The following is a 12,238-nucleotide window of genomic DNA, read 5'->3' on the forward strand; positions in this document are numbered from 1 at the left end:
GCAAGAACGAAGAGCAAGTTTGGCAAAACCGGTGACAAGAGGACCAGGAGCGGGGCCTGGAGAACGACCAAGCAGAAAGCTGCCGCACGAGCACGAAAAAAGCGCTGATAAGCGGAGCGCTGTGTGGGATTCCCTCGGGACGTTGCCCGCTACCGGAATGGGTCCAAGCTGGGGGCACGTCAAGATTCCGAGCGCCCCACGTTCGCCACCCTTCCTGAAAACGGTAACGGATCAGCGCATTCCCAATGTCGTCGAGGCGAGGAGTTTTGGCCCAGCGACTTGCTCCAGTACATCACTGCGCGATCAGCGGTGTAGGAGCGACGGCCCTCTACCCTCTGTATCGAACCACCGTAGGTTTCAGCTACATTCGCTCAACAGGGTGGGAACATGCTCGATGGATTGACGGAGCGGAAGAGTCAGCCGATGACAAGGTCTCGTCCGAAACGGTGGATGCTGCCCGTTGCGAATTCGATCCAACACACGGAAATGATTCAACGCTCGAGGCTCTATCGGCGGGATTTCGCGGACAGTTCGTGCGCTGGTTAAAACGCGTTTTAATCTTGCCGTGCTGCCGGAATGACAATTGGAGGGGTGATTTGTGCAGCTGAAAGAAACTTCGAGAAACCATGCTCTTGAGCTCGAGTCTCGACTCCTCGATCTGGTCCCTGCCACCGGGAGCGTGGGCAATGTGACATTGCTCAGGACGCTGACTGGCGAGGGCTGGAGCGAGGAGCAGTACTGGGCGATACGCCAGGGGCTCATGGATTGCGGCAAATTGGAAACCGGACGTGGTAGGGGCGGCAGCGTGAAGCGGCCTGGATCCGGTTCGGTTCTAGTAGCCGCCACGCCAATCGAAGTTGTCATCCCGGATGTGTCCCCAGCCCATGGTGCCGATGTGTTCGAGTTCCCGCTTGTTGGCGGTGGCCGCTTGCTTGCGGTTGTACAGGGCCGGCCGGACGCAGGCGATCTCACCAAGTTGCAAAGCCTACTTCTGGCTCACTATTCCGAGTCTGGTATTGCTTCGGGCGACATGTCGGCTGGTGCCACCGATGGGCCAGCTATCGAATCGTCAATACGAGACCTTCGCGAGGAAGACAATCTTGGTGAAAATGATCTCCAGGACGAGACCGGCGACAGTGAAACACGCTGGGCACTACCGGAACTGGCACCAGAACGTCGGGCCAACCGAAACGAACAAATCGAAGACCTGGTGCGCCGGCTCATCCAGGCCATCAATCTCCGCAAGAATCTGGTGCGCGCCAAAACCATTGTCGTGGTGCGATATGGACTTGATGGCGAGGGAGAGCAAACGCTGGATGTCGCGGGAAAGAGGTTCGATATCACCCGCGAGTATGTGCGGCAGATCGAAGCAAACGTCCTCACGCAACTGCAAGGCAATGCCGACCTGCAACAACAGGTGAGAGAGGGTCTCGTCAGCTGGATTCGACAAGTCGTGGCGTCATCGTCTGACACCGGAGAGCTACTGACCAGACGAGCACTCGAGAGCCTGCAGGACGATCGTGCGGCGATTGATGGCTGGATGAAGCTGGCAATGGACGTCGCGTTTCCCTCCTCCGGGGCGGGTAAGCTGGAGAATCAACTCATCGCCCTGGCAGACGTAGCCCTTCATCGTTACGAGCCGTTCGGCATGACCTGCTGGGTGTCCGATCCGGACCGGTCCTCCCAGAACTTCCCCAATGTCGAGGCATGGCTGGAGGAGATGGAATCCGGGGGGCAGGCGCTGCCGCTTCCGATAGACACCTTTGCGACCATGCTTGGAGTTGGCGTTGCGGATGTCATGGCCGTGGCGTCCGCACACCCGAGTTTCGCGGTGTATGCCGGGTACCTTTTCCGTGAAGCGGTCAATCAGGAAAAGAAGCGCGCCGTCCGGGCGCATGTTCTGGCCTTGCACCTTTCATCAGATGCGACGCCGGTTTCGCAGTTTGATTTGTGGAAGGCATATCGACGCCGATTCCACGACATTGATGCCTGTTCGTCCAACGATATCCGGATCGCACTGTCTGACAGACGTGGCGCGCCACATTTGTTCATCATCGATAACAACAATTCACTGTTCGCGCTAGGGACGACGGCTTCACTTCACGGCCTCGACCTTTCTCCGCGGTTCCCGGATCCGGAACCCGAGGTGCTGGGAAATGTCGTGGGCATGCTGGTGAACGAGCTCCAACATGGCCCAGCGACTGCGGAGGTGCTGGCAGAGCGCCTCGATCTCAATCCTGAGGGGTTGATTTCGCAGTTGGGACAGCGGCCGAACTTCGTCTCGGTTACGCCTCGCTACTACGGTTTGTCGGAGCAGGCACAACGCTTTGCGACGGTGGACTGGAGTTCGCAGGATCTGGTCGAAGAAGATGCGCTTGCCGTCATCGGCTGCCGACAAGCTGGTGAAGATCCGCAGGCGATTTATTCTGGGTGGACGCCCGCCTACGAAATGGCCCTCTGCTCGAGGGCGCAAGCCGGCCATTGGAACTGCTTCCCTCAACTGCTCTGGGCCTGCGAGCCAGATCGGTGGCCCATGCCGGAACTCGAAAGAGCAGCTTGGAGCACTCGGAAGGCGGAGTTAGGGCTGCACCCGCGGCCTGTCTCATTGCCAGTGGGCAGTCGACTGCCAGACGCAGAGCGTCTGCTCCGCTTCCTGTTGGTCATTCGTCAGGAAAAAGCGCTCAGCATGGCGATGGCTAACCGGGTCACGCGCCCGCGGGGGCCTTTGCAACAGATAAACGGCACCCTGCTCGCCATCCTGGTCCGGACCGGGGGGCTGGAATCCGATGCCGATTCGTACTGGGCCAAGCATCGTGCCGGTCCGGAGGCCGAGCGCCTGTATTCCATGCTGGCGGATGAGTACCTGCAGAATGGCGATCTGAGTTGGACCAGTGGTGCCAGCCTCGCGATTGTGCAGGAGGCCGCTTCCAATCCTGGTGATGGTTGGGCATCCGCATCGGAGTGGACACAGCGGATTCGCAACTGGGCTGCGGAGCGGGGTGTCGACTTCGGGGCCTTGGACACGAAGGCGTTGGAGGTCATCGAGTCTGACGAAGCGCAAGGTGCACTTGTCGAAGGCGATGACATGGAAATTGCCATCGACCTGCTGCCTCCCGATACGGACTCGACGGAGGCACCAGTTGAGCAGGCCGCTGGTGGAGACTTCACTCAGGAAGGCGATGATCTCGCGAAACTGATGTCCAGTGTCGTCGTTGAGGATGCGGCAAACGGTGTGAAACAGCCGCCAGTCGACATGCACACAGCGACTCTAGAGAGCATTGCCGTTCTGGTGGCAAGGGCCCAGTCTGGCGATGCGGAAACGCAATACCGACTGGCAAGGCAACTACAGGAAGGCATTGGTGCGGCGCCCAACCCGCAGGCCGCTGCCTATTGGTTGCAGCGCGCGGCGGATGCCAGGTACGTGCCGGCTTGTGTGCGACTGGGACGGATGCTCCTCAAGGGCGAGATTGGCGGCGGCACCCGGCAAGAACGCCAGCAGGGGCTGGTGTATCTCAATGCCGGTACCAAAGTAGGCAATGCCACCGCGTGCTATCTGGTGGCCTTGGCTTACCGGGATGGCGGTTTGACAAAAAAGAATCCCCAGGCAGCGATGCGTCTGCTGAAACGTGCCGCCAGGGCGGGTCACGGCAAGGCGGCTTTCGCGCTGGCCAATATGATCCGAGAGCGGATGGACGGTTGGGTACCAGACACCATCAAGTTGCTTCAGCTGGCGGCGTCCAAAGGCGTGCATGAGGCAGCGGAGGTACTGAGCCAGGTCGAAGCGGCATGACGGCAATGGTGTGCGCCGATTCAATCAAAGAATTTTCAGACCTATAACACCCCATTGAATCAGGACAATCCTGCTTCACGCCCAGGTGCTGCGTTCCTAGCGCCTATTGGGGTCTAGCCGATGCGCGACGACACCAAGGAGACGATCTACTGCGTCCTTCTCGTGGCAGCCGCGGTCCTGGCCACGCTGCTCAAGAAGCCGCCGTTTGACCGTTTTCCCTAGCCATCCACTGGCACTCACAGAAGGCCCGTCCTCACCGGCGGGCCTTCTGCGTTTATGCCGCCCAACATGAGGATTCAACATGCACCTGGTCGAAACGATGGCCTATGCCGGCGAGAAGCCATGGCATGGCCTTGGCAACAAGCTCACCACCCTGCAGCCCATCGATGTCTGGAAGCGCCAGGCGGGCATGGACTGGATGATCGAGGAGTCCGAAGTCCGCTACATCACCGGCAACCACACGGTGGGCGCGATCCATTCGTTCCCCGAGCAGAAGGTGCTGTACCGATCCGATACCAAGCGTCCGCTGGCGGTGGTGTCCAAGCGCTTCCAGGTCGTGCAGCCCGAGGAAGTGCTGGAGTTCTATCGCGACCTGACCGAGTACAGCGGCTTCGAGCTGGAAACCGCCGGGGTGCTGAAGGAAGGACGGAAGTTCTGGGCACTGGCCCGGACTGGCCAGTGCACCACGCTGAAGGGCAAGGACCAGGTCAACGGCTACCTGCTGTTGGCAACGGCTTGCGATGGCTCGCTGGCGACCACCGCCCAGTTCACCTCTGTGCGGGTGGTCTGCAACAACACCCTGCAAATCGCCTTGGGTGACAACCGCGGCGCGGTGAAGGTGCCGCACCGCTCCGAGTTCAACGCCGATGCGGTCAAGCAGCAGTTGGGCATCACCGTCGCGCCGTGGAACCGGTTCGTGGCACAGATGAAGGACCTGGTGGCCTGTCCGGTCGATCCCGACTCGGTCGATGGCCTGCTGCGCCGGGTGCTGGTCTATCCCGGGCAGGCCGGCAAGGCACCTGTGGTCAACGAACAAGCAGTGCGGTCGGTCCGCGCGCTGTACGACGGTGGCGGCCGAGGCGCGCAGCTCGCCTCCAGCCGCGGCACGGCGTGGGGTCTCCTCAACAGCGTCACCGAGTACGTGGATCACCATCGGCGTGCACGCAGCGATGACCACCGCCGGGAAGCCGCCTGGTTCGGACAAGGCGCGCAGTTCAAGCAGCGGGCTTGGGACGAGCTGGTCCAGCTGACCGCCTGATCCCAACCCTCGTTGTTCCTTCAGCGCCCGGCCTCGTGCCGGGCGTTCTCATTTGGAGACACCTGATGAAGAAGAACGCCGCCTTGCGGCTGGTCGACACGCGCACGCTCGACCGCCAGCAATGGCTGTCCGTGCGCCAGGGTGGCATCGGCAGTTCGGATGCCGCCGCCGCCGTTGGCCTGTGTCCGTACAAGAGCCAGCTGGAACTGTGGATGGAAAAGACCGGCAGGACGCCGGTTGAGGACGCACCGCCCGGGATGGACGATCCGCGCTACTGGGGGACGTTGCTTGAGCCCTATGTGGCCGTGGCGTACTCGCAGCAGACCGACCGCAAGGTCCGCAAGGTCAACGCGGTTCTGCAACACCCCACCTTCCCCTACATGTTGGCCAACATCGACCGCGAGGTCGTGGGCTGCCCCGATGTCCAGATCCTCGAGTGCAAGACCGCAGGCGAATGGGGGTCCAAGCTGTGGCGGGACGGCGTGCCGGAGTACATCCAGCTACAGGTCCAGCACCAGCTGGCAGTGACCAACCAGCAGGCCGCGGATGTGGCGGTCTTGCTGTGCGGCCAGCGGCTGGAGATCCACCGGATCGAACGCGACGAGGAGGTCATCGCCCGGTTGATGGTGCTCGAAGCCCGGTTCTGGCAGTTCGTCACCACCGACACCGCGCCACCCGCCGACGGCAGCGAGTCCGCCGGCAAGGCCCTGCGCCAGCTGTATCCCGGTGGAGGCAACACGCTCGACTTCTGCGAGAACCGCGAGCTGTCGGACAGCTTTGCCGAGCTGGTGGCCCTGAAGGACGAGTTGGAAGTGCGCGGCAAGCACGCCGAGCAGCTCAAGCAGACCCTGCAGCAGGCCATGGGCGATGCCGCCCGTGCGGTGTTCGCCACCGGCGAGGTGAGCTTCAAGCGCGCCCAGGACGGCACCAGCCTCGACACCAAGCGCCTGGCCCAGGACCACCCGGAACTGGTGGCCAGGTACAGCGTCACCAAACCCGGCGCTCGCCGGTTCCTGATCTCGGCCAAGGCCGATCACCCCTAGGAGAACTCCCATGCTCAAAGGCTTTGCAATCACCCCGCCGGTGGTCGGGCGGATCTCGATCGGGCGCGTGATCGAACGCAACGGCATGCGCCTGCCCGAGAAGGACGACCAGTTCACCCTCACCAGCCAGGTGCAGAACCGGGACGGCTGGCTGCTGCATCCGCTGGACGAGTCGCTGCGCCAGCAGGCCGGCGGCAAACTTCGCAGCCTGCCGGTCCGGTTGCTGTTCAACGATCCCAGCCTGAACCTGCGTGCCGACTACCACCTGTTCGACCGCAGCACGGGTCGGCCGGTGTGTGTGGGCAATGGCGAGACCTGCAGGCGCTCAGGCCAGGACGGGGTCGAGAGTTTGCCCTGTCCCGGGTCGGGGTCCTGCCGCTTTGCCGAAGGCCAGTGCAAGCCCTACGCACGGTTCAACGTGCGAATCGGCGAGGAGGATGAGACCGGCAGCTTCGTGCTGCGCACGACGTCCTTCAACACGATCCGCACCTTGGCCGCCCGGTTGCAGTACTTCCAGGCTGTCTCCGGCGGGCTTCTGGCCTGCCTGCCGCTGGAACTGAAGCTGCGGGGCAAGTCCACGACCCAGAGCCATCGGGCGCCGATCTTCTATGTCGATCTGGTGGTTAGGTCCGGCATAACGCTGGAGGAGGCCATCACCGAGGCCCGGCGTCTGGACGCGGTGCGGAAGGAAGCTGGGTTCGATCAGGCCGCGTTGGACGAGGCGGCGCGCCAAGGCTTCGCCAATGGCGCGTTCGAGGAACTGGACGAGGACGGGCCCTCTGTGGTCGAAGAGTTCTTCCCCGACGAACAGGTTGCGTCTGCAAAGCCGAATGGGGCCGCGCCGAAAGGCATCAGCAGGCGGCTCCAGGAAAAGGTCGCCATCGCGTGCACGGGTTAGGCGAACGCAAGAACAACCCATGCAAGCGAAGACGAAGGGGCCAACTGTGGCCCCTTCGCTTTTGGTGCGCACGGCAGATCAATGCATCACCGACGAGGACATCGAAATGGAATCAGAAGCAATGCCGGGCAGCCGGTTGTACGTGAGAGGTGAGCAGCGGCGCTACCGCGTCGCCAATGCGGACGAGATCATCGAGGCGGCAAGGGCTGTAGCGGGCCAGCGGATGCAGCGCGGAGAATCGTTCACGGATCCGCAGGCATCCAGTAGGTTCTTACAGGACAAACTGGCAGGCCTGGAGCGGGAAGTGTTCGCAGCGGTCTTCCTGGACACGCGCCACCGGCTGATCGAATACGTGGAGCTGTTCCAGGGCACCATCGATGGGGCCGAAGTGCATCCTAGGGAAGTTGTCCGACATGCAATCCGCTGCAATGCGGCGGCGGTGATCGTGGCGCACAACCACCCATCGGGAACCACGGATCCATCGGCGGCGGATCGGGCGGTGACTGCGCGGCTCAAGCAGGCGCTGGCGCTGGTGGACGTTCGATTGCTCGATCACATCATCGTGGCAGGTGACAGCTCCCTGGCAATGGCCAGTCGTGGCTGGGTCTAGTAGCCAGTTCCAGTGCCAAGCAGGCAGTTGTCCGGCTGGGATGAACCGCATGGGGCATGCCCCATGCGGGCCAGCCCCTTCTTTTTTGCCTGTTTCAAGGCGAACTTCTGCGATCCCCAACCGCGCGCTTGCAGTAATCAATTTTCTGGGCAAAATTACTGAATACTGAGCATGTGAGTCTCCAGATGCTGCGCTACAGACTCAAGGAACTGATTGCCGAGAAGGAGTTCCGTGAGCGGCGACGCGTGACGGTTCAGGAGCTTGTGGAGGCCACCGGGATCGCGCGCAACACGCTCTCCAAGATGCTTAACCAACACGGCGCAAGCGTCCGTTCCGAGAACCTCGGCCGCTTGTGTGGCTATTTCCATTGCCGGATCGAGGAGCTCGTCGAGTACGTCCCAGATGATGCGACCAACGGGGCTTCGCCATGAACTGGTCCGTCGCTCTGGAACGATTGCAAAGCCTGATGGCTGACACTGCCCAGTTGCAGAGCAAGCTCATCCTGCTGGTGGGTGGTACTCCCGCGGAACGGTCTGCTCTGTTGGGTGCCTTGCAGAGGAGCCAACATGCCACGCCATTGCATCTGGGGGTCTCGATGGCGAGCGCGTTGACCGAGCTGCCGCAGCGGGAGCGCCATCTGCAGGCAGGCAACCTCTTGCGGGAAATTGCCCAGTCTCATGAGCCGACAGGCCCCTTGCTGATCGAAGGGGTCGAGCTGTTGTTTGATGCATCGCTCAAGGTCAACGTGCTGGATCTGCTCAAGCGCCAATCTCAGGCTCGCCCCGTGGTCGCCATATGGCCAGGTGAGTGGCGGAACGGGCGGCTGACGTATGCCGTTCTCGGGAATCCGGAATATCAGGACCACGCCGCCAACGGCGTGATCGTCTTCGAAATCTAGCAGGGGGAAAACATGCGCTATGGCGATTTGATCCAGTTCGAGTCAATTGAGTCCGTAATCCAATTGCTCGATGCCAATCGGCCCGAGGAAGCGAAGAAGCTCGTAGCCACCTATGTCATTTCGGACGAGATGGCGAACCGGCTGGCGGGCAGCATGATCCCGCAGCTTTCGTTCGACGAATCCGTCGACCACATGGGCGTGCTGGTGGTGGGCAACTACGGCACGGGTAAGTCGCACCTGATGTCGGTGCTTTCGCTGGTGGCCGAGGACGCCGCCTACCTGCCCGCCATCCGTCATCCGAAAGTGGCCAAGGCGGCGGAAGCCATCGCCGGCAAGTTCAAAGTCCACCGCATCGAGATCTCCAGCCAGATGTCGTTGCGGGACATCGTCACCAAGGAACTGGAGGCGTTCCTCGAGAAGATTGGCGTCACCTACACATTCCCGTCAGCGGACCAAGTGGTCAACAACAAGACTGCGCTGGAACAGATGATGGCTGCGTTCGAGGAAGTCCACCCCAACCACGGCGTCCTGCTGGTGGTCGACGAGTTGCTTGATTACTTGCGTTCTCGCAGGGACCACGACCTGGTCCTCGACCTGTCCTTCCTGCGCGAGATCGGCGAGGTCACCAAGCACCTGCGCTTCCGCTTCGTGGCAGGCGTCCAGGAGCAGGTTTTCGACAGCAGCCGCTTCGAGCATGTCTCGGACAGCCTGCGCCGGGTCAAGGACCGATACACTCAGGTCCTGTTGGCCAGGCAGGACGTTAGCTTCGTCGTGGCGGAGCGATTGCTCAAGAAGACCGCGGATCAGCAGGACAAGATCCGTCGCTACCTCACGCCCTTCGCCAAGTTCTACGGCAACATGAACGAGCGCATGGACGAGTACGTCCGGCTGTTCCCGGTGCACCCGGACTATCTCGGCACGTTCGAGCGCCTGGTATTCACCGAGAAACGTGGCGCTCTGGTCACTTTGCGCGACCAGATCCAGTCGATCATCGGCGACGTAGTGCCGGAAGACCGCCCGGGCCTGATCGGTTACGACAAGTTTTGGGACACGGTGAAGAGCAACCAGGTGTTGCGGTCAGATCCCAACATCGGGCCCGTGCTGAAAGTCTCCGATGTCCTTGAAGGGCGTATCACCAGTGCGTTCACCCGGCCGCAATACAAGGCCATGGCCCTGCGCATCATCAGTGGCCTGTCGGTCCACAGGCTGACGACCGGCGGCGACATCTACGTCCCGGTGGGACCGACGGCAGAAGAGTTGCGCGACACGCTATGCCTGTATCAGCCGGGTATTGAGGAGTTGGGAGGTGAACCTGCCTCGGACTTGCTGTCCATGGTTCAGACCGCATTGCGCGAGACGCTGAAAACGGTCAACGGCCAGTTCATCTCGAAGGCACCCGATACCGAGCAGTACTACCTCGACCTCAAGAAGGACGTCGACTACGACGCCCAAATCGAGAGGCGCGCGGCCACGCTAGACGATGAGGCGCTTGACCGTGCCTATTTCAGTGCGATCAAGCAGTTGATGGAGCAGTCGGACGACTCTAGCTACGTCACGGGCCATCTCATCTGGCAATACCAAGTCGAATGGCAGGAGCGTCGTGTAGAGCGCAATGGCTACCTGTTCTTTGGCGCACCAAACGATCGCCCGACGGCGCAACCCGAGCGCGACTTCTACATTTATTTCATTCAACCGTTCAACCCGCCGCGGTTCCGCGACGAAAGCAAGGCGGACGAAGTTTTTTTCCGCCTCAAAGGCCTGGACGAGGACATCAAGCGTCACTTGGCGTTCTACGCAGGAAGCATGGAGCTTGCCTCGACCGCCAGTGGCGGTGCCAAGGGCATCTATCTCGACAAGGCCAAGCTGGCCCTGCGCGAAATGAGCAAGTGGCTGCAGGAAAAGCAGATGACGGCGTTCGAGGTCACGTACCAGGGGCAGACCAAGCAGTTGCAGAACTGGGTCAGGGGCGTTTCTCTGCGCGACCGCGCCCACCTTGCGCCGGACGACCGTATCAACTTCCGCGACGTCGTCAATGTCAGCTCGGGCTTGGTGCTGGATCCGCGCTTCAAGGACCAGGCGCCAGACTACCCGACGTTCTCCAAGCTGCTAACCGAGCACAATCGCAAGCAGTTGGTGGGCAACGCCCTAAAGACCCTCGCGGGAGGCGCCAAGACCCACGACGCCACCGCCGTCCTCGATGCGCTGGAGCTGTTGAACGGTGACCGCATTGATCCGGCCGACTCGCGTTACGCGAAGGACGTGTTGGCGCGCTTGGCTGCCAAAGGGCCGGGCCAGGTGCTGAATCGCAACGAGTTGCTGAGCGGCCCTACCGACGTGGAGTACTTCTCCCCCGACAGCTTCCGGCTGGAGCCGGATCTGCTGGTGGTCGTACTGGCGGCACTGGTCTATTCCGGCGACGTGGTTCTGGCCGTCACCGGCGACAAGATCGACTCGGGCAAGCTCAACCTGCTGATCGAACGTCCTCTAGACGATCTCAAGGCGTTCCGTCACGTCGAGGCGCCCAAGGAAATCAACGTTGCGTTGCTACGCAGCCTGTACGAAACCCTCGGGCTGAATCCGGGTCTCGCACAACTGGCAGTGCAAGGCCAGGATGAGTCCGTCAGGCAGTTGCAGGACTCGATCAGCGCACTGGTTCCGCGCCTGCTGCATGCGACGACCGACATGGCAGCGCGCCTGAGCTTCTGGGGCCAACCACTGGTGCGGGAGGAAGAACTGGCAGGTTGGCGCAACCGTCTGGACGGCCTGAAGGGGTTCACCGAGAGCCTGCAGCCCTACAACACCGTCGGCAAGCTCAAGAACCTGCGTATCACCGCAGAGGATGTCGAAGCCCAGAAGCAAAGCATTGCGGTTCTTGCGAACGCGGAGCGCCTGATGGCGCTGGTTGCAGAGCTGGGCGGCACCGCGGGCTACCTGTCGCAGGCCGAACTGGTGCTGCCGGCCGACCATGTATGGGTGCAGAGGGCGCAGGACACGCGCAAGGTGCTGCTCGACAAGCTCGCGGCTGACAAGGACATCACACACGGCGCCGAGTACCGGCACACATTGCAGCAGTTGAAGAAGGAATACCTGAGTGCCTATATCGAGAGCCACAGCAAGGCGCGGCTCGGCGTGTCTGAGGATAGGGCCAAGACGGCGCTGCGTCGGGATCCCCGGCTGGTGGCGCTGCGCAGCCTTGCGGGCATTGCCCTGATGCCGACCGGACAACTGGCTACGTTCGAAGAGAAACTGGACAAGCTGAAGAGCTGCGCGGCCCTGATTGAAGCCGACTTGGGCGCATCCCCCTTCTGTCCGCACTGCCGCTTCCAGCCGGCCAACGAGCAGCGCGACATGCTGCCGGCGGCGAACGTGCTGGCATCGCTGGACGACGAGCTCGATCGCCTGCTCGGCAGTTGGCAGCAGACCCTGCTGGACAACCTGGAGGATCCGATCATCCAGGCCAACTTGGAGTTGCTCAAGCCCGCCGACAGCAAGCTGGTGAAAGCATTCCTGACCAGCCGGGTTCTGCCGGAGTCGGTCACGCCCGAGTTCGTCGGCGCCGTCCAGGAAGCCCTGAGCGGCTTGGAAAAAATACTGGTGAGCCGCGACGAAATCCGTGATGCGTTGCTGGCCGGAGGGTCGCCGGCCACGCCGGAAGACCTGAGCAAGCGGTTCGAAACGTTCATCAACGAGCGCAGCCGTGGCAAGGACGCCAGCAAGCTGCGGTTTGTCGTGGAGTAAACC

8 protein-coding genes are annotated in these 12,238 nt (G+C 61.8%); all 8 read left to right on the forward strand.

All coding sequences use genetic code 11. The features are described from left to right. The first annotated feature begins 598 nt into the window (after positions 1–598). The 8 genes from ON759_RS04055 to ON759_RS04090 all read left to right on the forward strand — a co-directional run bounded on the left by ON759_RS04055 (position 599) and on the right by ON759_RS04090 (position 12,235). Entirely contained in the window at positions 599–3,790 is a 3,192-nt protein-coding gene (locus ON759_RS04055) for a sigma factor-like helix-turn-helix DNA-binding protein (RefSeq protein ID WP_271679091.1), read from the forward strand. Positions 3,791–4,091: 301 nt separating this feature from the next. Further along, complete coding sequence (locus ON759_RS04060; protein WP_271679092.1) at positions 4,092–5,048, forward strand: DUF932 domain-containing protein; 957 nt, start codon at positions 4,092–4,094, stop codon at positions 5,046–5,048. Between the two features lie 65 nt (positions 5,049–5,113). Next, positions 5,114–6,091: a YqaJ viral recombinase family nuclease gene (locus ON759_RS04065; protein WP_271679093.1), complete on the forward strand. Its 978-nt coding sequence runs from the start codon at positions 5,114–5,116 to the stop codon at positions 6,089–6,091. A gap of 10 nt (positions 6,092–6,101) precedes the next feature. Beyond that, a complete protein-coding gene (locus tag ON759_RS04070) occupies positions 6,102–6,989 on the forward strand; it encodes a recombination directionality factor (protein ID WP_271679094.1) in 888 nt (295 codons plus the stop codon). Positions 6,990–7,008: 19 nt separating this feature from the next. Then, the gene (radC, locus tag ON759_RS04075; protein ID WP_425608441.1) at positions 7,009–7,599 is read left to right on the forward strand and encodes a RadC family protein; all 591 of its coding nucleotides are present in this window, start codon (positions 7,009–7,011) and stop codon (positions 7,597–7,599) included. 185 nt (positions 7,600–7,784) lie between these two features. Then, a complete protein-coding gene (locus tag ON759_RS04080) occupies positions 7,785–8,030 on the forward strand; it encodes a helix-turn-helix domain-containing protein (protein ID WP_271679095.1) in 246 nt (81 codons plus the stop codon). Beyond that, positions 8,027–8,497, forward strand: coding sequence for a BREX-3 system P-loop-containing protein BrxF (brxF, locus tag ON759_RS04085; protein ID WP_271679096.1), 471 nt, complete (start codon positions 8,027–8,029; stop codon positions 8,495–8,497). The genes ON759_RS04080 and brxF overlap by 4 nt, the downstream gene beginning before the upstream one ends. A 12-nt stretch (positions 8,498–8,509) precedes the next feature. After that, positions 8,510–12,235: a DUF6079 family protein gene (locus tag ON759_RS04090; RefSeq protein WP_271679097.1), complete on the forward strand. Its 3,726-nt coding sequence runs from the start codon at positions 8,510–8,512 to the stop codon at positions 12,233–12,235. Positions 12,236–12,238: the final 3 nt, after the last annotated feature.

It is taken from the genome of Thermomonas mangrovi, from assembly GCF_028201335.1.
GTDB classification, from domain to species: Bacteria; Pseudomonadota; Gammaproteobacteria; order Xanthomonadales; family Xanthomonadaceae; genus Thermomonas; species Thermomonas mangrovi.

Bases quoted from the DNA above. Each gene is read 5' to 3' on its own strand.
- ON759_RS04060 (WP_271679092.1), top strand. From the start codon at position 4,092: ATGCACCTGGTCGAAACGATGGCCTATGCCGGCGAGAAGCCATGGCAT.
- ON759_RS04065 (WP_271679093.1), top strand. From the start codon at position 5,114: ATGAAGAAGAACGCCGCCTTGCGGCTGGTCGACACGCGCACGCTCGAC.
- ON759_RS04070 (WP_271679094.1), top strand. From the start codon at position 6,102: ATGCTCAAAGGCTTTGCAATCACCCCGCCGGTGGTCGGGCGGATCTCG.
- radC (WP_425608441.1), top strand. From the start codon at position 7,009: ATGCAAGCGAAGACGAAGGGGCCAACTGTGGCCCCTTCGCTTTTGGTG.
- ON759_RS04080 (WP_271679095.1), top strand. From the start codon at position 7,785: ATGCTGCGCTACAGACTCAAGGAACTGATTGCCGAGAAGGAGTTCCGT.
- brxF (WP_271679096.1), top strand. From the start codon at position 8,027: ATGAACTGGTCCGTCGCTCTGGAACGATTGCAAAGCCTGATGGCTGAC.
- ON759_RS04090 (WP_271679097.1), top strand. From the start codon at position 8,510: ATGCGCTATGGCGATTTGATCCAGTTCGAGTCAATTGAGTCCGTAATC.